This window comes from Streptomyces sp. NPDC001443, from assembly GCF_053597355.1.
On record NZ_JBSFIA010000004.1, the window covers coordinates 88,828 to 110,902 of the forward strand.

Consider the following 22,075-nt stretch of genomic DNA (forward strand, 5'->3'; position numbering starts at 1 on the left):
CGAACCGTCAAAAAATGCACCTGCTCGGGTCGGCGGCGATGTGCCGGAACGGCGGACGGCCGGGACGCTAACAGGTGCCGAGCCGCCCCGCAGCCGGATTTGCCGGCCGGAGCGACTACGCTCGCCCGCCATGAGCGGACGTACTGATTCCACGACGGACACCGAGAGGGACGCGGACATAGCCGAGGCCGAGGTGCGGGACGAGAGCGACCGGCCGGACGGCCCGCAGGACCGGGAGGACCCGGCCGATCCGGTCGATCCGGCTGATCCGGTCGATCCGGCCGAGCCGGAAGCCCCGGAAGCCGCCGAGGCTCCTACGGTCCCGGAAGCCGCCGAGGCTCCTACGGTCCCGGAAGCCCCGCAGGACTCGGAGCGGTCGCAGGATTCGGAGGACTCGGCCGATCAGGGGGGTTCGGGGGGCCCGGAGAACCCGGACGACCCGGAGGGACTGGAGGGCCTGGACGACCCGGAGGGCCTGGACGACGCCGCCGACCCCGACGACCTGGAGGACCATGCCGAGGACGCGCGGCGGGCTCGCTGGACGGCGACCGTCACCGGGGTGCTGCTGACCCTGATGGGCCTCGCCGCGGCCCTGCTGCGCTGCGTCGGTCCCGCACCGGCCCTCGCCCCCGCGGCCTACGCCCTCGGCGCCGTCGTCTGCGCGCCCGCCGCGGTCCTGGGACACCGCGGGCACACCCGGCGGGCGCTGTGGCTGCTGATCGCCGGAGTGATGGTGATGGCGGTCGGCGACCAGGTCGACTGACGTGGCCGAAGGGGTGCTGGAGACCCCGGCGGCACACTGTGACTTGCCTCCCAGAAGGCAATGAATCCGACAAACGATCGCTTAAGCCTGAAAGAGTGGCAACGCACCGCTCATGCGTTCTTTGCTGGCTCTTCAGTTCTTCGTGGCTGTTCCCGGTCAAAGATCCAACGATGTAATCCGGGAGCACGACTGTGTCAGCCCTCGCGCGCTGGTGTGTCCGACACCGCATCCTCGTCGTCGTACTGTGGCTCCTCGCTTTCGCCGGGATGACCGCGGGCGCGTCCGTCGCCGGCTCCGCCTACACCAACGACTACGAGGTCCCCGGGACCGAGTCGGGCCGCGCCGTGAAGCTGCTCCAGGACGGCTTTCCCGGCCTGGGCGGAGACAGCGACACGGTCGTCTGGCACACCACCTCCGGCACCGTCCGGGCCGCCGACGTCGAACAGACGATGACCGGCACCCTGGACAGGATCGCGGACCTGCCCGGGGTGGCCTCCGTGACCGGCCCCTACGGCGACCAGGGCGCGAGCCGGATCAGCGCCGACGGACGGACCGCGTACGCCACCGTCACCTTCGACCGCCCCGTCGAGCAGATCACCAAGGCCGAGGTGCGGCCGGTGGTCGAGGCCGCCCAGGCGGCCCGGAGCACCGATCTCCAGGTGGAGCTGGGCGGCAGCGCGATCGCGCTCACCGAGTCGTCAGGCGGGCACGTCTCCGAGATCGTCGGCGTGGTCGTCGCCGGTGTCGTACTGTTCCTGGCCTTCGGTTCGCTGGCCGCCTCGCTGCTGCCCATCGCCACCGCCCTGGTCAGCGTGGGCACCGCCTACGCCGGGATCGCGCTGCTCGGGCACGCCATGACCGTCGCCGACTTCGCCCCCATGCTCGGCATGCTGGTCGGGCTGGGCGTCGGCATCGACTACGCCCTGTTCATCGTCACCCGGCACCGGCGCGGCCTCAAACGCGGCCTCCCGGTCGACGAGGCCGTCACCAACGCCGTCGCCACCACCGGACGGGCCGTCGTCTTCGCCGGAGCCACCGTCTGTATCGCCCTGCTGGGCATGCTGATCCTGCGGCTGAGCTTCCTCAACGGCGTCGCGATAGCCGCCGCCCTCACCGTGGTGCTGACGGTCGCGGCCTCCGTGACCCTGCTGCCCGCCCTGCTGTCCTTCATCGGCCCGCGCTCCCTGAGCCGCCGTGAGCGCCGCCGGCTCCTGGAGCACGGACCCCAGCCCGAGCTGCCGACCGGGTTCGCCGCCCGCTGGTCGGCGTTCGTCGAGCGCCGCCCCAAGCTGCTCGGCACCCTCGCCGTCGCCGTCGTCGCCGTCCTCGCGCTGCCCACCTTCTCCTTGCACCTGGGCACCTCCGACCAGGGCAACAACCCGAAGACCGCCACCACCCGCCAGGCCTACGACCTGCTCGCGGAGGGCTTCGGCCCCGGCGTCAACGGTCCCCTCACCCTCGTCACCGGCGTCGGCGGGGCCGAGGACAAGGCCGCCCTCGACAACCTCGACGCCACGCTGCGCAGCACCGAGGGCGTCGCGGCCGTGACGCCGGTCACCTACGACGCCCAGGGCCGCACCGCCTACCTCACCGTCGTCCCCGACTCCGCGCCGCAGTCCCGCAGCACCAGCGACCTCGTCGACCGGCTGCGCACCGAGGTGCTGCCGCGCGCCGAGAAGGGCACCACCCTGGACGTGGGCGTCGGCGGGGTGACCGCGGCGTACGACGACTTCGCGGGCGTGATCGTCGGCAAGCTGCCGCTGTTCGTCGGGGTCGTCATCGGGCTCGGCTGCGTCCTGCTGCTGCTCGCCTTCCGCTCGATCGGCATCCCGCTCAAGGCCGCCGCGATGAACGTGGCCGCCGTCGCCGCCGCCTTCGGTGTCGTCGTCATGGTCTTCCAGTGGGGCTGGGGCAGCGAACTGCTCGGTCTGGGCCGCGCCGGCCCGATCGAGCCCTTCCTGCCCGTGATCATGGTGTCCGTGCTCTTCGGCCTCTCGATGGACTACCAGGTCTTCCTGGTCAGCCGGATGTACGAGGAGTGGCTGGAGACCGGCGACAACCGCCGTGCCGTCCGGGTCGGCCTCGCCGAGACCAGCCGGGTGATCAACTCCGCCGCGATCATCATGATCTCGGTCTTCCTCGCCTTCGTGCTCAGCGGTGACCGGGTGATCGCCATGTTCGGCATCGCCCTCGCCTCCGCCGTCGCCATCGACGCCTTCGTCCTGCGCACCCTGCTCGTGCCGGCCCTGATGCACATGCTCGGCGGCGCCAACTGGTGGCTGCCCGCCTGGCTCGACCGCAGGCTGCCGCGCATCAGCATCGAACCCCCCGAGTGCCGCGCCGCGCACGAGCGGCTCGCGGACCTCACGGGCGTACCGGAGGCCGACGCCGCGGCGGAGACGGGCGCCGTACCGCAGCCGGACGTGGCGGCGAAGTAGCGGCAGCGCGCGCGTACCGCTCACAACGATCGTTAAGAGAGCTCTCAGACTCCGTCCGTACGGTGCGGGGCATGGGAACGAAGACACTTGACGAGACCGGTGCCGAGACGGGCGCCGAGGCGACGAACGACGAGGAGAAGCGGGACGCCACCACGACCGACGACGCCACCGCGGACGGGGTGACCGGAGCCGAGGCCGAAGCCGAGGAATCAGCCGCCGACGCCGACGCCGACGCCGCCGCCGACGCCGCCGCCGACGACGCGGACGACGCGGACGTCGAAGGCCTCGACCTGCCGCGGGAGGACGGCCCCTCCGGGGTCGGCCAGGGCGCGGCCGCCGTGGTCTCCGCGGCCCTCGGCCTGGTCTCGCTCACCGGCAGCTGGATCTCCACGGTGGCCGCCGCGCGCGAGACCCTCATCGGCCAGCTCAAGACCTCGTCGTCCGCGAGCGTCGCCACGCAGATCAAGGAGATCTACGGCGACGCCTGGCAGACCACCGCCCTGTGGGGCGGCGTGTTCGCGCTGGCCGCCCTGATCGTCGCTGTCGTGGTGCTCGTCAGGCCCGCGTTCGGAGCCCCCGGCAAGCCGCAGGCACCGTGGATCAAGTCGGTCGCCTGGGCCGGTGTCTCGCTGGGCGTCGTCGGCCTGCTGCTGGCCGTCCTCAAGTACACGGACATCCTGCTCGGGCTGCCCTCCGCGAGCTGACACCCAGGGCCGCAACCCCGCAGGTCCTCAGGGGCCCCACGGCGTACGTAAGTGCCTTACGCGCGCCGCAGGGCCCCTGAGGCGCGTCTAAGGCCCCGCCGCCCCCGGAAGATGCGGAACTCTCCCGATGTGGCGGACCCCCCTGGCGGACGAAGGTGGAGTCATCGCAGCGAGCGATGACACGACACCGACACTCACCGCACAGGGGACACACCATGTACGAGTACGAGCTCCAGCAGATCCGTTCCGCCGAGCTGATCCGCCGCGCCGACGAGGAGCGGCTGGCCCGCGCGGCCGTCCGCGGCCGCCGCGCCGCCCGCCGGGAGGCCGAGCAACGGCTCCAGCCCGCCGAGTCGCATACCCGCCGCCTCCGGCGGCTGCGGCTGAACCGCGCCGCGTGAACGCGGTAGGGGCCCCGGCGGCCGGCCGCCCCCGGCAGCCGGCCGGGGGCGGGACCGGGGCCCGGACGGAGCGCCAGGCCGAGAGGGCCGAGAGGGCCGAGGGGGCCGAGGGGGCAGCTGGGGGTGCAGTGGGCGGCGGGACCGTACCGGCCCTCTCCTTCCCGCCGTCCGGCCCGGCCCGGCCCGAGCCCTGTGCGATGCTCGGGCCCGTGCAGAACAGTTCCGTCAGTCCCGTGTTCGTCGGCCGTGCCGAGGAGTTGGGCATCCTGGACGACGCGCTGGCCCGTGCGGCCGCTGGCGAGCCGCAGGCGCTGCTGATCGGCGGCGAGGCCGGGGTGGGCAAGACCCGGCTCGTCGAGGAGTTCGCGACCGTCGCCCGCGGCCGGGGCGCCGTCGTCGCCGTCGGCGGCTGTGTCGAGATCGGCGCCGACGGACTGCCCTTCACGCCGTTCTCCGCGGCTCTGCGCGCGCTGCGCCGGGAACTGCCCGACGCCCTGGCCGACGCGGCCGCCGGGCGGCAGGAGGAGCTGGCCGGGCTCCTGCCGGAGCTGGGCGAGGGCGTCCTCGGCCGCTACGAAGAGGAGGGCATGGCCCGCCTCTTCGAACTCACCGCCCGGCTGCTGGAGCGGCTCGCGGCCGACCGCACCGTGGTGCTGGCCCTGGAGGACCTGCACTGGGCCGACGCCTCGACCCGCCACCTCCTCGCCTACCTCTTCCGCACCCTGCGCACCGGCCGGCTCGTCGTCCTCGCCACCTACCGCGCCGACGACATCCACCGCCGGCATCCGCTGCGGCCCCTGCTCGCCGAGCTGGACCGGCAGCGCACGGTCCGCCGGATCGAGCTCGCCCGCTTCGACCGGGCGGAGGTGCGCCGCCAGATCGCCGGGATCCTGGCCACCGAACCGGACCCCGCCCAGGTCGACCACATCTTCGAGCGCTCCGACGGCAACGCCTTCTTCGTCGAGGAGCTCGCCGTGGCCGCCGGCGCGGGCTGCCCCACTGGGCTCACCGACTCGCTGCGCGACCTGCTGCTGGTCCGGGTCGAGAGCCTGCCCGAGTGCGCCCAGAACGTCGCCCGGATCGTCGCCGAGGGCGGTTCCACCGTCGAGTACCAGTTGCTCGCCGCCGTCGCCGGGCTCACCGAGGACGACCTCATCGAGGCGCTGCGGGCCGCCGTGAACGCCCACATCCTGCTCGTCGCCCCGGGCGGCGACGGTTACCGCTTCCGGCACTCCCTGGTCCGCGAGGCGGTCGGCGACGACCTGCTGCCCGGTGAGCGCGCCCGCCTGAACCGCCGCTACGCCGAGGCCCTGGAAGCCGACTCCACGCTCGTCCCGGCCGACGAGCGTGTCATGCGCCTGGCGAGCTACTGGTACCACGCCCACGACCCGGCCAAGGCCCTGCCCGCCGTCCTCGAAGCCTCCGCCACGGCGCGCTGCCGACACGCCTACAGCGAGCAGCTGCGGCTGCTGGAACGCGCCATGGAACTGTGGGACGCCGCCCCCGAGGCCGTACGGTCCCGACTCCGCCCGCTCGACTACGTGCAGGCCTACCCGGCCGACGGCCAGGACGGCCAGGACGGCGCGGAGGGGCGCGAGGGCGCCTCCCTGTGCTACCTCGACCTGCTGGCCGAGGCGGCCGTCGCGGGCCGGTTCTGCGGCGAGCGCGAACGCGCCCTGAAGATCACCAAGCGCGCGCTGAGCCTGCTGGACGAGGAGCAGGACCCGCTGCGCGCCGCCTGGTTCTGGGTCCAGCGCTCCCGGCTGCTGCAGGCGCAGGCCCGCGGCGACGGCTGGCCGGAACTGGCCTCCGCCCAGGAACTGGTGCGCGGTCTGCCGCCGTCGCGGGTGCACGCCGAGGTACTGGGCAGCGTGGCCGCCTGGCTGATGTCGCACGCGCCCGGCCCGGGGGCCCTGGCGGCCGCCGAGCGCGCCGTGGAGTACGCGCGCATGGTCGGGGCCGACGAGATCGAACTGAACGACCGCCTCACCCTCGGCGGCCTCATGGTCGACGCCGGGGACATAGAGGCCGGACTCGCCGAGATGCGGGACGTCAAGGAGCGGGCGCTGCGCCTCGGCCTCGTCAACGTCGCGGGGCGCGCCTACGTGAACCTGCCCACCGAGCTGGAGGCGGTCGGGCGCTCCCGGGAGGCCGTCCCGATCCTCGAGGAAGGGGTCTTCTACGTAAGGAAGTTCGGCCTCGGGGAGACCGAGGGCTGGGTGTGGGGCAACCTCGCCGAGTCCCTCTGCTCGCTCGGCCGCTGGGACGAGGCCGCCGACGCGGCGCGCAACGCCGTACGCCTCGGGTGCAACGGCCGTCCGCAGGCCGACAGTTCCCTCCTGCTGGCCCAACTCGCCCTGTCCCGCGGCGACCTCGTCGAAGCCGCCGGTCAACTGAAACGGGCGGCAGCGTACTTCGGCTCCTTCGAGGCCGCGCTCCCGCAGTCGATCCCGCTCGCGCTGGTCACCGTCGGCCTCGCCGCCGCCGAGGGCCGACTCCTCGACGCCCGCGTCGCACTCGACCACGCCCTCGACGCAGGCTTCCCCACCGGCACCCAGCGCTACGCCTGGCCCCTGCTGCTGGCCGCGGCCGCCGCCGAGGCCGACGCCCGCGCCCTGCCCGTCGCGCAGCAGGGGCGCCGCCGGACCCTGGAGCGCATCCTGGAGTCCGCGAAGACCCTCACCACGGACGCGCCCGTCTGGCTCGCCCACGAGCGGTGGGTCCGCGCCGAGGTGCGCACGAGCGAGGGCCGGGCCACCGCCGAGACCTGGTCGGAGGTCGTCACAGCCTTCGAACAGCTGGAACGTCCCCACGACCTCGCCCGCATCCGGTACCGCCTCGCCGAGGCGCTCCTCACCACCGGTGCCGAGCGCCCGGGCGGCACCCCCGCCGACGACGGCGACGAGCGGGCCCGCGCGGCCGAGCTGCTCCGCCTCGCCCACGCCGTCGCCGAGGAGCTCGGCGCCCGCCCGCTGGCCGACGCCGTCACCCGGCTCGCCCGGGGCGCCCGCCTCTTCCCGGCGGCCCGCGCCCCGGAGCGGCCGGCCGACCCCGCCGAAGCCCTGGGCCTGACCGGCCGGGAGCGCGACGTCCTGCGTCTCGTCGCCGCCGGGCGCACCAACCGCCAGATCGCCGAGGAGCTCTTCATCTCCCCGAAGACGGCCAGCGTCCACGTCTCCAACATCCTGGGCAAGCTCGGGGTCTCGGGCCGGGGAGAGGCGGCGGCGCTGGCGCACCGGGCGGGACTGTTCCCGGCCGGCCCGCTGCCCTTTGAACGGCTGCCCCCGGGTCCGCGGACCTGAGTCGTAGGGTGGAGGAAACCGCCAGGAGGAGGACCTGTGTTCGATGCCTTCGCGGAACTCTTCGCCCCGGGCCGCAAGCACACCCGTGACGAACAGAACCGGCTGGAACTGACCCGCGAGGACACCGGGGACAGCGATCCCGGACGTGGACCGATAGACCTCACGTCGGGCAAGGTCGTCGTACGCCTGCCCCCGCCGGAGCCGGAACCGGAGCCGGATGCGCCCGGCCCCGGCGACGGGTGAGCGACCGGGGCGGCCGGGGCGGGAGGGAGAAGGGGACCGGCGGCGGGCGGTTCAGCTCACCTCCAGCTCCAGGATCCGGTCGTCCCCCGGCTTCGGGTCCCCCCGGCCGTCCGTGTTGCTGGTGACCAGCCACAGCTTGTCGCCGCCCGCCGACACCACCGTGCGCAGCCGGCCGTACGTGCCGGTGAGGAAGGCCTGCGGAGCCGCCGAGGTCTCGGTCCCCTTGAGCGGGACGCGCCACAGGCGTTGCCCCTTCAGCCCCGCCATCCAGACGGAGCCCTGCGCGTGGGCGATCCCGCTGGGGGAGGCGTCGTCCGTGTGCCACTGGGCCACCGGGTTCTGGTACTTCGGATCGGACGACCTGCCCTCGGCGTCCGGCCAGCCGTAGTCGGCGCCCGGCTTGATCGCGTTGAGCTCGTCCCAGGTGTCCTGGCCGAACTCCGAGGCGAACAGCCGCTGTTTCGTGTCCCAGGCCAGCCCCTGGACGTTGCGGTGTCCGTACGAGTACACGGGGGAGTCCGGGAACGGGTTGCCCGGGGCGGGCTCGCCCTCCGGGGTCAGCCGCAGGATCTTGCCGCCGAGGGACTTCCGGTCCTGCGACAGGCCCCGGTCGCCGCTCTCGCCCGTGCCGGCGTAGAGCATCCGGTCGGGACCGAAGGCGATCCGGCCGCCGTTGTGGATCATCCCCTTGGGGATGCCCTTGAAGACCGTGTCGGGCGCGCCCAGTTGCTCGCCCGCGGGTTTCGCGGGGTCGTAGAGCATCCGGACGATGCGGTTGTCGGAGGCGGAGGTGAAGTACGCGTAGATCATGTGGTCCGAGGCGAAGTCCGGGGAGAGCGCGATGCCCAGCAGGCCGCCCTCGCCGGCGGGGGACACCCCCGCCACCTCACCCAGCTCCGTCTTCTTGCCGGTCCCCTCGTCGACGAGGGTGATCGTCCCCTCGTCCCGGGAGGAGACGAGCAGACCGCCGCCGGGGACCGGGGCCAGCCCCCACGGGGTCTTGAGGCCCTCGGCGACCGTGCGCAGCACTTTCACCGAGCCCTTCGCGGGCGGTGTCTCCTCGGCGGCCGGGCCGGTGGCGGACGCCGCCGCGCTCGTACGGTCCGACGCGGCGCCCGACGGTTCCTGGCCGGATCCTTCCGCGCCGGATGAGCAGCCGGCCGTCAACAGGAGGGTGCCTGCGGCCAACACGGACGTCACAGCACGACGTTGCACGATCATGGTCCCTTCGACGCGGAGGGTCTTCCTTGTCTACGACGCTCCCGCCCGAAGGGTTCCCGAGCGGGCCCCCGACGCCCGTACGGTTCCCCGCGCGCGCCCAGTGGGAACCTTTGTACGAACGAATCTCCGCGTGCGCCCCGCGGGCTTCCGGCTCAGTCCCAGGACCCCATCGCCCCCGGCAGCCCGGCCACCTCCGCCAGGTCGTCGGCCGTCAGCCGCAGTGCCGCCGCCGCCGCGTTCTCCGTCACCCATCGTTCCCGCTTCGCGCCCGGCACCGGCAGCACGTGCCGCCCCTGGGCCAGCACCCAGGCCAGCGCCACCTGGGCCGCCGTGACGTGCTCGCCGTGCCGCCGGGCCACCCGGCGCAGACCGACGACGATCGGCTGGTTCTCGGCCATCATCTCGGCGGTGAAGCGGGGGTGGCGGGCGCGCATGTCGTCCGGTTCGAAGCCCTCGCCGGGGGTCAGCGTGCCGGTCAGGAAACCGTTGCCGAGCGGCATCGCCGCCAGGAAGCCGACCCCGCGCGCCGCGCACCACGGCACCAGCGCGTCCAGCGCCTCCGGCGACCACACGGACAGCTCGGCCTCCACCGCGCTCACCGGGAACACCTGTTGCACGCGCTGCAACTGACGGATCGTCGCGTCGTGCAGCCGCGCGCCGGTCCGGCGTCCGCCGCGCGCGCCCACCGCGCACAGCCCGAGCGCCCGCACCTTCCCGGCCCGCACCAGCTCCGCCATCGCGCCCCAGGTCTCCTCGACGGGAACCTCGGGGTCGGCCCGGTGCAGCTGGTAGAGGTCGATGACGTCCGTCTGGAGCCGGCGCAGCGAGGCGTCGCACGCTCTTCTCACGTACTCGGGGCGCCCGTTGGCCACGATGTGCTGCTCACCGACCAGCAGGCCGACCTTGGTGGACACGAACGCGTCCTCGCGCCGTTCCTTCAACACCCGCCCCACCAGCAGCTCGTTGGTGAACGGGCCGTACATGTCGGCCGTGTCGAGCAACGTCGAGCCCAGGTCAAGGGCCCGGTGCACCGCTCTCGTCGACTCGTCGCCGCGCTGCCGCGAACCGCTGTAGGCCCAGCTCATCGGCATGCACCCGAGTCCGACGGCCCCCGTCGCGAGCGCCCCCGCACCGATCGTCCTGCGCTCCACCTGCTCGTGAACCTCCCTCGCCCGGCCTCCAACCTAACCTCTGCCTCCGGTTGGCCTGACATAGCCTCCTGACCATGAGTGCTGACGTATGGCTTCCCATTCCGCCGGACGAGATCGAGGGCCTTCCGCAAGGGCCCGCATACCTGTTCTGGAACGGCGAGGCGGACTTCCCCGCGGACCCGGCCGACTGCGCCTTCTACGTCGTGCCCTACATGAAACCCGCCGACGTCACCCTCCGTCCCCTGCCGGCGATGAGCTCCGTCCAGGTGGTCCAGACGCTGTCCGCCGGCACCGACCATGTGGAGCCCGGTCTCAAGTACCTGCGCCCCGGCGTGCAGTTGTGCAACGCGCGCGGAGTGCACGACGCGAGCACGGCCGAACTCGCGCTGGCCCTGATCCTCGCCTCGCTGCGGGGCATCCCCGACTTCGTGCGGTCCCAGGACCAGGGCCGGTGGGCCGGCGGCTTCCGGCCGGCGCTCGCCGACAAGAACGTCCTCGTCGTCGGGTACGGAGCCATCGGCGAGGCCGTCGAGGACCGGCTCGTCCCGTTCGAGGTGGCGCGGGTGGCGCGAGTCGCGCGCTCCGAGCGCACCACGGCGCGCGGGCGGGTGCATCCGCTCACCGAACTGCCCGCCCTGCTCCCGGAGGCGGACGTCGTCGTCCTCGCCACCCCGCTCACGGAGAGCACCCGCGGTCTGGTCGACGGGGCCTTCCTGGCCCGGATGAAGGACGGCGCGCTGCTGGTCAACGTCGCCCGCGGGCCGGTCGTCGACACCGAGGCGCTGCTCAGGGAGCTGGAGAGCGGTCGCATCACCGCCGCCCTGGACGTCGTGGACCCCGAACCGTTGCCCCCGGGCCACCCGTTGTGGCACGCGCCCGGTGTGCTGATCAGCCCGCATGTCGGCGGTCCGACGTCCGCGTTCCTGCCCCGCGCCAAGCGGCTGCTGGTCGACCAGTTGGGGCGTTTCGTGAACCGGCAGCCGCTGCGCCACGTGATCCGTACGACAGGCGCGACCGACATGTGAGCCACGGCGAGCACCCTCCGCAGTCCCGCGGGCGCGGTGCGTGCCCGCCTGTCCTGCGTCGTTACGGAGCGTAGAGGAACTATGTCCCTGAGTGACGAGACTGGTGTATCGTCCCGACAGGGGCTGCGCCGCGCACCGTTCGGCGCCGGGGATGGATATTTCAGACTTGTGAGGGGGGCGACGGGCGATGCACGGCCTATGGACGACCGACCCGACGCGTCGGGACCGCCGACGGCGGCCCTGGCGCACGGCCGCGCGTAGACGACGCGGTCACCATGCCGATCACAGTGGTAACCACAACCATCACCACCGCAGGCACAGCTGTCGCAGGAGAGCGCATCCAGCGCACCGGGACCCCGGGGACCCGGGGGCCGCGCGGAGCGGGAGGGACCGGTGAGTTCGCTCCGGCCTTCCGTGACCGCCCTCGACGGGACGCTGCGCGCGCAGCCCGCCGTGCGGGCGCCGCTGTTCGGCCCCTCGGCCCCCGGCGGCGGCTCGAGCCTGGTCCACCAGCTCGCCCTGGCCCTGGCGTGCGCGGTCTACGCCGTCGGTTCCGCGCTCGGCTGGGGCTCCGACGAAGTCGCGCTGATCATGGGTGACTTCGGGCTGAGTGCCGCGGCGGGCAGCGCCGCCGTGTCGTGCTTCCTCTACGCGCGCACCCGGCGCGTCCGCTTCCGGTCGGCCTGGCTGCTGTTCGCCCTGTCCTCGGCGATGGCCGCCCTGGGCAACGGCGTATGGGGGTGGTACGAGGTCGTCCTGGAGCGGCCCGTGCCCAGCCCCAGCTACGCCGACCTGTTCTTCCTGTGCTTCGCCCCGCCCGCGATCGTGGGGCTGCTGGTGCTGGCCAAGCGGCCGGTGACCAAGGCCGGCTGGGTCTGCCTGGTCCTGGACGCCTGGCTGATCGGCGGCTCGCTGATCACCCTGTCCTGGAGCCTGGCGCTCGCCCAGGCGGCGAAGTTCGACGGGCCGAGCGTGGCGCACACCGCGCTGTCGCTGGCCTACCCGCTGCTCGACATCGCCCTGGTCAGCATGGTGCTCGCGCTGCACTTCCGGCGTTCGGCGGTCAACCGCACCGCGGTCAACACCGCGATCGGCGCGCTCGCCCTGACGGTGATGTGCGACGCCCTGTTCACCTCGCCGCTGCTGCACGACAACTACCGCTCCGGCCAGCTGCTCGACGCGGGCTGGTTCGCCGGCTCCCTGCTGCTCGCGTACGCCCCCTGGGCCGCGCCCCGGCCGAAGGAGCCGACGGGCGACGAAGGGCACACGCGCGTGGTGCGCGAGCACCTGCCCGGACAGCGTCCCGGCGGCCACTCCGGCGAGCCGCCGCAGCAGACACCGCGCGACCCGGAGCGGGGCACACCGCCGGGCGTGTCCGACGGGACCCCCGAGGGAGCGTCCCCCGGGGCGCCGCAGGGCGGTGATCACAGCCGGTATCCGGTCACCCGGCCCATCACCGGATCCCTCGCCGCCCTCACGCCCTACCTCGCCGCCGCCGTCTGCACGCTGGGCATCCTCTACAACGTCCTCGACGGACACAGCGTCGACCGGGTGGTGCTCTTCACCGGCGGCACGGTCGTCCTCGCCCTCGTGGTGCGCCAGGGCATCATGCTCCTCGACAACATCACCCTCACCCAGGAACTGGCGCAGCAGGAGAACCACTTCCGCTCCCTGGTGCAGGGCTCCAGCGACGTCATCATGATCGCCGCACCCAACGGCATCCTCCGGTACGTCTCCCCGGCCGCCGCCGGGGTCTACGGACGGCCCGCGGAGGACCTGGTCGGCACCGAACTGGCCGCTCTCATCCACTCGGAGGACCTGGGCTGCGTGGTGCACGAGGTGCGCCGCTTCCTCGCCGCCAGCCCCCTGGAGGAGGCCACCACCCGGATCGAGTGCCGTTTCAGGTCGGGTGACGGAGGCTGGCTGAACGTCGAGTCCACCGTCAACCGCCACCACGGCGGTCTGATCTTCAACAGCCGGGACGTCACCGAGCGGGTGCGGTTGCAGGCGCAGCTCCAGCACAACGCCGAGCACGACCCGCTCACCGACCTGCCCAACCGCGCGCTGTTCACCCGGCGGGTGCAGCAGGCGCTGTCGGGCCGCCGAGCCGCCGACCGCACCGCCCTGCGCGGCACCGCCGTGCTCTTCATCGACCTCGACGGCTTCAAGGCCGTCAACGACACGATCGGGCACCAGGCGGGGGACGAGCTGCTGGTCCAGGCCGCCCGCAGACTGCAGGACGCCGTCCGGCACGGGGACACCGCCTCCCGGCTGGGCGGCGACGAGTTCGCGGCCCTGATCACCGGCGACGGAACCCGGGACCGTACCGCCCGGGAACGCCACATCCTGGAGCTCGCCGACCGCCTCAGGATCACGCTCTCCCAGCCGTACGTGATCGACGGCAACGAGGTCCGCGTCGCCGCGTCCATCGGCGTCGCCTTCGCCGAGCCCGGCCTCGGCGCGGGCGAGCTGCTGCGCAACGCCGACCTCGCCATGTACCGCGCCAAGGCCGCCGGCAAGGGCCGGGTCGAGCTGTACAAGCCGCAGATGCAGCAGGACGTCGTGCGCAAGGCCGAACTGGCCACACGGCTGCGTGCCGCGCTGCACGACGGCGAGTTCGCGCTGCTGCACCAGCCCGTGGTCGGCCTGGAGGACGGCCGGATCGCCTCGGTCACCGCCCAGGCCCGCTGGCGCTCCTCCCAGGGCGTGCTCTTCACGCCCGCCGAGTTCCTGCGGGTCGCGGAGGACAGCGACAAGACCGCCGAGCTGGGCCGCTGGGTCCTGGAGGAGGCCGTCGAACAGGCCGCCGAACGGATCGGGACCGGCCTGGGCGTGCCGGTGGTCGTGCGGGTCAGCGCCCGCCGGCTGCTCGACCGCTCGATGCCGCTCGGCTCCGTCGAGGCCCTGCTGACCCGGCACGGCCTGCCGTCGGGGTCCCTGGTGATAGAGCTCGCAGACACCGAGCCCAGGGTGCCGCTGGACGAGCTGGAGCGCCGCCTGAGCGCCCTGCGGCGCCTGGGTGTCCGTATCGCCCTGGACGGCTTCGGCAGCGGCTACGCGGCCATCACGGCGCTCCGCAGACTTCCCGTCGACGTGCTGAAACTCGACCGCTCGCTCGTCGAAGGGGTCGTGGAGTCGGCCCGGCTGCACAAGATCACCAGCGGGCTGCTGCGGATCGCGAGCGATCTGGGGCTCCAGTCCGTGGCCGACGGCGTGGACCTTCCGGAGCAGGTCGTCGCCCTGCGCGCGATGGGCTGCACCCATGGCCAGGGCATGGCGTTCTCCGGCCCGCTGGACGAGTACCGGCTGCGCCGGGCGCTCGCCTCCGGCCACTATCCGGTGCCGCACGGACCGGCCGAGCCCGCGTTCGTGGGCGGCGGTGGCGCCGGGGCGTACCCGGGCGGGGTGGCCGCCGTCCTCGGGGGCGGAACGGCTCTCCGCTCACATAATGAGACTCCCGTCCCACCCACTTGACAGTGGATGTGCGCCGGGGGGAGGGTCAGTGCCATGCGCACCCGAATTCTCGTACTTGGACAGCGCGTCGGCTGAGCTGGGAACGACCGGAGAGGATCCGGAATCCCCAGCGACCTCACCGGCGCGCTCCCCTCGCTTGCCTTTCGGCACGAGGGGTTTTTTGTTGCACAGAGCCTGGCGTGCAACAGCCGCACACCGCACGAACTTCGCAAAAACCCTCAGCATCGAGAAGAGAATGACGATGACCGAGCAGGCCACCGGGGCCCACCATCCGCAGCCGCGGCCCCGATCCGGAGGACAGTCCGCGTCCGTCGAGCACGTCACGGGCGCGAAGTCCCTCATCCGCTCCCTCGAGGAGGTCGGGGCCGACACGGTATTCGGCATTCCCGGCGGTGCGATCCTCCCCGCCTACGACCCGTTGATGGACTCGACCCGGGTGCGCCACGTCCTGGTCCGCCACGAGCAGGGCGCCGGCCACGCGGCCACCGGGTACGCGCAGGCCACCGGCCGGGTCGGCGTGTGCATGGCCACCTCGGGGCCGGGTGCGACCAACTTGGTCACGCCGATCGCGGACGCCCACATGGACTCCGTGCCGCTGGTCGCGATCACGGGCCAGGTCGCCTCCAAGGCGATCGGGACCGACGCGTTCCAGGAGGCGGACATCGTCGGCATCACGATGCCGATCACCAAGCACAACTTCCTGGTCACGAAGGCGGAGGACATTCCGCGGGTGATCGCGCAGGCGTTCCACATCGCCTCCACCGGCCGCCCCGGACCGGTCCTGGTCGACATCGCCAAGGACGCCCTCCAGGCGCAGACCACGTTCTCCTGGCCGCCGGTCATGGACCTGCCGGGCTACCGCCCGGTGACCAAGCCGCACGCCAAGCAGATCCGCGAGGCCGCCAAGCTGATCACCTCCGCGAAGCGGCCCGTCCTCTACGTCGGCGGCGGAGTGATCAAGGCCAAGGCCACCGCCGAGCTGAGGGTCCTCGCCGAGCTCACCGGAGCGCCCGTCACCACCACCCTCATGGCGCTGGGCGCGTTCCCCGACAGCCACCGGCTGCACGTGGGGATGCCGGGCATGCACGGGTCGGTCACCGCCGTCACCGCGCTGCAGAAGGCCGACCTGATCGTCGCCCTCGGCGCCCGCTTCGACGACCGTGTCACCGGCAAGCTGGACAGCTTCGCCCCGCACGCCAAGATCGTCCACGCGGACATCGACCCCGCGGAGATCGGCAAGAACCGCGAGGCGGACGTGCCGATCGTCGGTGACGCCCGTGAGGTGATCGCGGACCTGGTCCAGGCGGTGCAGAAGGAGCACAGCGAGGGCCACAAGGGCGACTACACCGCCTGGTGGAAGGACCTCGACCGCTGGCGCGAGACCTACCCGCTGGGTTACGAGCAGCCCGACAACGGCTCGCTCTCCCCGCAGCAGGTCATCCAGCGCATCGGCGAGCTCGCCCCCGAGGGCACGGTCTTCGCGGCGGGCGTGGGCCAGCACCAGATGTGGTCCGCGCACTACATCCAGTACGAGAAGCCCTCGACCTGGCTGAACTCCGGCGGCGCCGGGACCATGGGGTACGCGGTCCCCGCCGCCATGGGCGCCAAGGCGGGCGTGCCGGACCGGACCGTCTGGGCGATCGACGGCGACGGCTGCTTCCAGATGACCAATCAGGAACTGACGACCTGCGCCCTGAACAACATCCCGATCAAGGTCGCGATCATCAACAACGGCGCCCTGGGCATGGTCCGCCAGTGGCAGACCCTGTTCTACAACCAGCGCTACTCCAACACCGTGCTGCACTCCGGTCCGGGGGCGACCGGCAAGGAGCCGAGCGCCGGCACCCGCATCCCGGACTTCGTGAAGCTGTCGGAGGCGATGGGCTGTCACGCCATCCGGTGCGAGTCGCCGGACGACCTCGACAAGGTCATCGCGGAGGCGAACTCCATCAACGACCGCCCGGTCGTCGTGGACTTCATCGTCCACGAGGACGCGATGGTGTGGCCTATGGTCGCCGCAGGCACCTCCAACGACGAGATTCTGGCCGCCCGGGACGTCCGCCCCGACTTCGGCGACAACGAAGACGACTGAGCGAGAGAGACCACACCGCAATGTCCAAGCACACGCTCTCCGTCCTGGTCGAGAACACGCCCGGCATCCTCGCCCGGATCGCCGCCCTGTTCTCCCGCCGCGGCTTCAACATCGACTCGCTCGCGGTGGGTGTCACCGAGCACCCCGACATCTCCCGCATCACCATCGTGGTGCAGGTGGAGGACCTGCCGCTCGAGCAGGTCACCAAGCAGCTCAACAAGCTCGTCAACGTGCTCAAGATCGTCGAACTGGAGCCGGGTTCGGCCGTTCAGCGCGAACTCGTTCTGGTGAAGGTGCGCGCCGACAACGAGACGCGCTCCCAGATCGTCGAGATCGTCCAGCTCTTCCGCGCCAAGACCGTCGACGTCTCCCCGGAGGCCGTGACCATCGAGGCCACCGGCAGCGGCGACAAGCTGACGGCCATGCTCAAGATGCTGGAGCCGTACGGCATCAAGGAACTCGTCCAGTCCGGCACGATCGCCATCGGCCGCGGCGCCCGCTCGATCACGGACCGGTCGCTGCGCGCGCTGGACCGATCTGCGTAAGTCTGGGTAGGGGCGGCCGGCCGTCGGCGGGCCGCCCGTATACCGAGACCCGAAACCTACCCTTCCCCTCATCGTCATACGGTGAGAGCAACACCTGCACACCAAGGAGAGAACCCAAAGTGGCCGAGCTGTTCTACGACGCCGACGCCGACCTGTCCATCATCCAGGGCCGCAAGGTCGCGGTCATCGGCTACGGCAGCCAGGGCCACGCGCACGCCCTGTCGCTGCGTGACTCGGGTGTCGACGTGCGGGTGGGCCTGCACGAGGGCTCCAAGTCCAAGGCGAAGGCCGAGGAGCAGGGCCTGCGCGTGGTGACGCCCGCCGAGGCCGCCGCCGAGGCCGACGTCATCATGATCCTGGTGCCGGACCCGATCCAGGCCCAGGTCTACGAGGAGTCCATCGCCCCGAACCTGAAGGACGGCGACGCGCTGTTCTTCGGCCACGGCCTGAACATCCGCTACGGCTTCATCAAGCCCCCGGCCGGCGTGGACGTCTGCATGGTCGCCCCGAAGGGCCCGGGCCACCTGGTGCGCCGTCAGTACGAGGAGGGCCGCGGCGTTCCGTGCATCGCCGCCGTCGAGCAGGACGCCACCGGTGGCGCCTTCGCGCTGGCGCTGTCGTACGCCAAGGGCATCGGCGGCACCCGGGCCGGCGTCATCAAGACGACCTTCACCGAGGAGACCGAGACCGACCTGTTCGGTGAGCAGGCCGTCCTGTGCGGTGGCACGGCCGCGCTGGTCAAGGCGGGCTTCGAGACGCTGACCGAGGCCGGCTACCAGCCGGAGATCGCGTACTTCGAGTGCCTGCACGAGCTGAAGCTGATCGTCGACCTCATGTACGAGGGCGGCCTGGAGAAGATGCGCTGGTCGATCTCCGAGACCGCCGAGTGGGGCGACTACGTCACCGGTCCGCGCATCATCACCGACGCCACCAAGGCCGAGATGAAGAAGGTCCTCGCCGAGATCCAGGACGGCACGTTCGCCAAGAACTGGATGGACGAGTACCACGGCGGTCTGAAGAAGTACAACGAGTACAAGCAGCAGGACTCCGAGCACCTGCTGGAGACCACCGGCAAGCAGCTGCGCAAGCTGATGAGCTGGGTCGACGAGGAGGCGTAAGCCTTGTGACCGAAGGGCCGGGGCGGCGCGCTCCGGCCCTTTCGGCAGACCCTGGGTAACACCGGGAATCAGTGTGTTGTCCAACCCGTCCAGCCACGGACGGGTGATCCTTACGCAGAGGCGCAAGACAGCCTTTGCCGCACTACTACACTGCTCCACTACATACGCGTCAGGCCCACAGCGTCGTGCGTCTTCCACGCGGCTAGCCCCCTCCTCCGCCTGCGGCCGTCGGGACGGCCGTCCGCACGCGCCCCCATGGCCTGGCGGGCATGGGAGGTGCCCCAGACTTGTGAGGACTCACGTGAGCTCGAAACCTGTCGTACTGATCGCCGAAGAGCTGTCGCCCGCGACCGTGGAGGCGCTGGGCCCGGACTTCGAGATCCGGCACTGCAACGGAGCCGACCGAGCCGAACTGCTCCCGGCCATCGCCGACGTCGACGCGATTCTGATCCGCTCGGCCACCAAGGTCGACGCCGAGGCCGTCGCCGCCGCCAAGAAGCTGAAGGTCGTCGCGCGAGCCGGCGTCGGCCTGGACAACGTGGACGTCTCCTCGGCGACCAAGGCCGGCGTGATGGTCGTCAACGCCCCCACCTCGAACATCGTGACCGCCGCCGAGCTCGCCTGCGGTCTGCTCCTGGCCACCGCGCGCCACATCCCGCAGGCCAACACCGCCCTGAAGAACGGCGAGTGGAAGCGGAGCAAGTACACCGGTGTCGAGCTGGCCGAGAAGACCCTCGGCGTGGTCGGCCTGGGCCGCATCGGCGCCCTCGTCGCGCAGCGCATGTCCGCGTTCGGCATGAAGGTCGTCGCCTACGACCCCTACGTGCAGCCCGCGCGCGCCGCCCAGATGGGTGTGAAGGTGCTGTCCCTGGACGAGCTGCTCGAGGTCTCCGACTTCATCACCGTCCACCTGCCCAAGACCCCCGAGACGGTCGGCCTGATCGGCGACGAGGCGCTGCGCAAGGTCAAGCCGAGCGTGCGCATCGTCAACGCCGCGCGCGGCGGCATCGTCGACGAGGAGGCGCTGTACTCCGCCCTCAAGGAGGGCCGGGTCGCCGGCGCCGGTCTCGACGTGTACACCAAGGAGCCCTGCACGGACTCCCCGCTGTTCGAGTTCGACCAGGTCGTGGCCACCCCGCACCTCGGCGCGTCGACCGACGAGGCGCAGGAGAAGGCGGGCATCGCGGTCGCCCGGTCCGTGCGCCTCGCCCTCGCCGGCGAGCTCGTGCCGGACGCGGTGAACGTCCAGGGCGGTGTCATCGCCGAGGACGTCAAGCCGGGTCTGCCGCTCGCCGAGCGCCTCGGCCGGATCTTCACCGCGCTGGCCGGTGAGGTCGCGGTCCGCCTCGACGTCGAGGTGTACGGCGAGATCACCCAGCACGATGTGAAGGTGCTGGAGCTGTCGGCGCTCAAGGGCGTCTTCGAGGACGTCGTCGCCGAGACGGTCTCCTACGTCAACGCCCCGCTGTTCGCGCAGGAGCGCGGCGTCGAGGTGCGGCTGACCACCAGCTCCGAGTCGCCCGACCACCGCAACGTGGTCACCGTGCGCGGCACCCTCGGCAACGGCGAGGAGGTCTCCGTCTCCGGCACGCTGGCCGGCCCCAAGCACCTCCAGAAGATCGTCGCCGTCGGTGACTACGACGTCGACCTGGCGCTCGCCGACCACATGGTGGTGCTGCGCTACGAGGACCGTCCGGGCGTCGTCGGCACGGTGGGCCGCATCCTCGGTGAGGCCGGTATCAACATCGGCGGTATGCAGGTCGCCCGTGCGGCGGTCGGCGGCGAGGCGCTGGCCGTGCTGACCGTGGACGACACGGTGCCGCCGACGGTGCTGGCAGAGGTCTCGGCGGAGATCGGCGCGACGTCGGCCCGGTCGGTCAACCTCGTCTGAGTCTGTCCGGCATGCCCGGGGGCCGGCGCTCCCGGGCTCCCGCGAACCGCGTGTGAAAGGCGCCGGGCGGGCTGAGGATCCTCAGCCCGCCCGGCGCCTTTTCGTGTGCCGTCACCCCGCAGGCGGTCACCCGGCCTTGACGTGGATCTTCCGCAGGGTCAGCGCCGCCAGCACCGCCGCCGCGACCAGCAGCGCCGCCCCCGCGATCCCGGCCGCCTGCATCCCGTCGGTGAAGGACGCCCGCGCCGCCGCCGCCAGGGCGTCACCCGTGCGCCCCGGGAGCCGGCCGGCGAGGGCGAGCGCGCCGCCCAGCGTCTCGCGGGCCCCGGCCGGTGCCGAGGACGGCATCGCGTGGCGGTAGACCGCGGTGCCGATGGAGCCGAGGACCGCCATGCCCAGGGCGCCGCCGAACTCCCCGCCGGTCTCCAGGAGGGAGGCGGCCGAACCGGCGCTCTCGGCCGGGGCCGCGCTCAGCGCCAGGTCCGTCATCTGGGAGATGACCATGACGATGCCGGAGGCGAGCACCCCGCACGCGGTCAGGACCAGCCAGAGGGAGTCGGTGCCGGCCAGGGCGAGCAGACTGTAGCCGGCCGCGCCGATCAGCAGGCCCGCGGTGACGACATAGGCGCGGTTGACGCCCTTCTGGACCAGGGCGGTCGCCGCCGGGGCGGCCATGCCGATCGGTACGGACGGCAGCAGCGCCCACAGGGCCGCTTCCATCGCGCTCTTGCCCAGCACCGACTGGAGGTACTGGGTGGTGAAGAACGCCGAGCCCAGCATCGCGAAGGACGAGACGAGGTTGAGGACGACGGCCGGGGCGAAGCCGGTGCCGCGGAACAGGGCCGGAGAGATCATCGGGTGCTCCACCGTGCGCTGGCGGTGGACGAAGAGGACCGCGAAGAGCAGGCCGACGGTGATCGCGACTACGTACCGCACGTTCCAGCCGTCGGAGGGGATGCCCTTCAGGCCGTAGACGACGGGGAGCACCGCGGCCATGGAGAGCGGGACGCTCGGCCAGTCGAAGCGGCCGGGCCGCGGGTCCTTGGACTCGGGGAGCAGGACCGGGCCGAGGACCAGCAGCAGCGCCATCGCGGGCAGGTTGACCAGGAACACCGAGCCCCACCAGAAGAACTGCACGAGTACCCCGCTGAGCACCGAGCCCAGTGCGATCCCGGCCGTCATCACGCCGGACCACAGACCGATCGCCTTGGCGCGCTGGCCGGGGTCGGTGAACATCGTGCGGACCAGCGCCATGGTCGAGGGCATCAAGGTCGCGCCGCCGACGCCGAGGACCGCGCGGGCCGCTATCAGGGTCTCGGGGCTGTTCGCGTAGGCGGCCACCGCCGAGGCGGCACCGAAGGCGGCGGCGCCGATCAGCAGCAGCCTGCGCCGGCCGATGCGGTCGCCGAGCGACCCCATGGTCATCAGCAGGCCGGCCAGGACGAACGCGTAGATGTCGAAGATCCACAGCTGCTGGGTTCCGCTGGGCGCCAGATCCGCGTTGATCGCCGGGATCGCGAAGTAGAGGACGGAGACGTCCATCGAGACCAGCAGCAGCGGAAGCATCAGCACGGCCATGGCGGTCCACTCGCGGCGGCCGGCGAGGGCGGCCGGGGGTGTGGCGGTGCCTGGCGCGGTGGTCTCGGTCGGGTTGGTGCCGGGTCGGTCGGTGCTCGGCGAGTTCGTCATGCCGAGGAATGTACGCAC

15 protein-coding genes are annotated in these 22,075 nt (G+C 72.2%); 12 read left to right on the top strand and 3 right to left on the bottom strand.

Annotated elements, in window-relative coordinates:
- Positions 1-130: 130 nt before the first annotated feature.
- The 6 genes from ACWC24_RS07065 (at position 131) to ACWC24_RS07090 (ending at position 7,851) form a co-directional block, all read left to right on the top strand.
- A complete protein-coding gene (locus tag ACWC24_RS07065; protein ID WP_450661808.1) occupies positions 131-763 on the top strand; it encodes a hypothetical protein in 633 nt (210 codons plus the stop codon).
- 191 nt (positions 764-954) lie between these two features.
- Entirely contained in the window at positions 955-3,201 is a 2,247-nt protein-coding gene (locus ACWC24_RS07070) for an MMPL family transporter (protein ID WP_450661809.1), read from the top strand.
- Between the two features lie 71 nt (positions 3,202-3,272).
- Positions 3,273-3,905 carry a hypothetical protein gene (locus ACWC24_RS07075; protein ID WP_450661810.1) on the top strand — a complete coding sequence of 211 codons (633 nt, stop codon included), beginning with the start codon at positions 3,273-3,275 and terminating at the stop codon, positions 3,903-3,905.
- A 215-nt stretch (positions 3,906-4,120) separates the two neighbouring features.
- Positions 4,121-4,306: a hypothetical protein gene (locus ACWC24_RS07080; RefSeq protein ID WP_450661811.1), complete on the top strand. Its 186-nt coding sequence runs from the start codon at positions 4,121-4,123 to the stop codon at positions 4,304-4,306.
- Positions 4,307-4,503: 197 nt separating this feature from the next.
- Positions 4,504-7,608 carry a helix-turn-helix transcriptional regulator gene (locus ACWC24_RS07085; RefSeq protein ID WP_450661812.1) on the top strand — a complete coding sequence of 1,035 codons (3,105 nt, stop codon included), beginning with the start codon at positions 4,504-4,506 and terminating at the stop codon, positions 7,606-7,608.
- A gap of 36 nt (positions 7,609-7,644) precedes the next feature.
- Positions 7,645-7,851, top strand: a complete 207-nt coding sequence (locus ACWC24_RS07090; protein ID WP_450661813.1) for a DUF6191 domain-containing protein — start codon at positions 7,645-7,647, stop codon at positions 7,849-7,851.
- A 51-nt stretch (positions 7,852-7,902) separates the two neighbouring features.
- Here the strand turns inward: ACWC24_RS07090 and ACWC24_RS07095 are convergent, their stop codons facing one another.
- Both ACWC24_RS07095 and ACWC24_RS07100 read right to left on the bottom strand, forming a co-directional pair.
- Entirely contained in the window at positions 7,903-9,072 is a 1,170-nt protein-coding gene (locus ACWC24_RS07095; protein WP_450661814.1) for a PQQ-dependent sugar dehydrogenase, read from the bottom strand.
- A gap of 152 nt (positions 9,073-9,224) precedes the next feature.
- The gene (locus ACWC24_RS07100; RefSeq protein WP_450661815.1) at positions 9,225-10,223 is read right to left on the bottom strand and encodes an aldo/keto reductase; all 999 of its coding nucleotides are present in this window, start codon (positions 10,221-10,223) and stop codon (positions 9,225-9,227) included.
- Positions 10,224-10,297: 74 nt separating this feature from the next.
- Here ACWC24_RS07100 and ACWC24_RS07105 point away from each other — a divergent pair, with 74 nt between their 5' ends.
- The 6 genes from ACWC24_RS07105 to serA all read left to right on the top strand — a co-directional run bounded on the left by ACWC24_RS07105 (position 10,298) and on the right by serA (position 20,368).
- Positions 10,298-11,248, top strand: coding sequence for a 2-hydroxyacid dehydrogenase (locus ACWC24_RS07105; protein ID WP_450661816.1), 951 nt, complete (start codon positions 10,298-10,300; stop codon positions 11,246-11,248).
- Positions 11,249-11,641: 393 nt separating this feature from the next.
- Complete coding sequence (locus tag ACWC24_RS07110; protein WP_450661817.1) at positions 11,642-14,722, top strand: putative bifunctional diguanylate cyclase/phosphodiesterase; 3,081 nt, start codon at positions 11,642-11,644, stop codon at positions 14,720-14,722.
- A gap of 235 nt (positions 14,723-14,957) precedes the next feature.
- Positions 14,958-16,814, top strand: coding sequence for an acetolactate synthase large subunit (locus tag ACWC24_RS07115; protein ID WP_450661818.1), 1,857 nt, complete (start codon positions 14,958-14,960; stop codon positions 16,812-16,814).
- 20 nt (positions 16,815-16,834) lie between these two features.
- Entirely contained in the window at positions 16,835-17,359 is a 525-nt protein-coding gene (ilvN, locus tag ACWC24_RS07120; RefSeq protein WP_450661819.1) for an acetolactate synthase small subunit, read from the top strand.
- A 119-nt stretch (positions 17,360-17,478) separates the two neighbouring features.
- Positions 17,479-18,477 (top strand): ketol-acid reductoisomerase, encoded by a 999-nt coding sequence (ilvC, locus tag ACWC24_RS07125; RefSeq protein ID WP_450661820.1) that lies wholly within the window; start codon positions 17,479-17,481, stop codon positions 18,475-18,477.
- Between the two features lie 301 nt (positions 18,478-18,778).
- Complete coding sequence (gene serA / locus ACWC24_RS07130; protein ID WP_450661821.1) at positions 18,779-20,368, top strand: phosphoglycerate dehydrogenase; 1,590 nt, start codon at positions 18,779-18,781, stop codon at positions 20,366-20,368.
- Positions 20,369-20,494: 126 nt separating this feature from the next.
- Here the strand turns inward: serA and ACWC24_RS07135 are convergent, their stop codons facing one another.
- The gene (locus ACWC24_RS07135) at positions 20,495-22,057 is read right to left on the bottom strand and encodes an MFS transporter (protein WP_450661822.1); all 1,563 of its coding nucleotides are present in this window, start codon (positions 22,055-22,057) and stop codon (positions 20,495-20,497) included.
- Between the last annotated feature and the right edge of the window lie 18 nt (positions 22,058-22,075).

Coding starts and splice junctions, on each gene's coding strand:
- ACWC24_RS07095 (WP_450661814.1), bottom strand. CDS start 9,072: ATGATCGTGCAACGTCGTGCTGTGACGTCCGTGTTGGCCGCAGGCACC.
- ACWC24_RS07135 (WP_450661822.1), bottom strand. CDS start 22,057: ATGACGAACTCGCCGAGCACCGACCGACCCGGCACCAACCCGACCGAG.
- ilvN (WP_450661819.1), top strand. CDS start 16,835: ATGTCCAAGCACACGCTCTCCGTCCTGGTCGAGAACACGCCCGGCATC.
- ACWC24_RS07085 (WP_450661812.1), top strand. CDS start 4,504: ATGCTCGGGCCCGTGCAGAACAGTTCCGTCAGTCCCGTGTTCGTCGGC.
- ACWC24_RS07115 (WP_450661818.1), top strand. CDS start 14,958: ATGACGATGACCGAGCAGGCCACCGGGGCCCACCATCCGCAGCCGCGG.
- ACWC24_RS07075 (WP_450661810.1), top strand. CDS start 3,273: ATGGGAACGAAGACACTTGACGAGACCGGTGCCGAGACGGGCGCCGAG.
- ACWC24_RS07065 (WP_450661808.1), top strand. CDS start 131: ATGAGCGGACGTACTGATTCCACGACGGACACCGAGAGGGACGCGGAC.
- ACWC24_RS07080 (WP_450661811.1), top strand. CDS start 4,121: ATGTACGAGTACGAGCTCCAGCAGATCCGTTCCGCCGAGCTGATCCGC.
- ACWC24_RS07105 (WP_450661816.1), top strand. CDS start 10,298: ATGAGTGCTGACGTATGGCTTCCCATTCCGCCGGACGAGATCGAGGGC.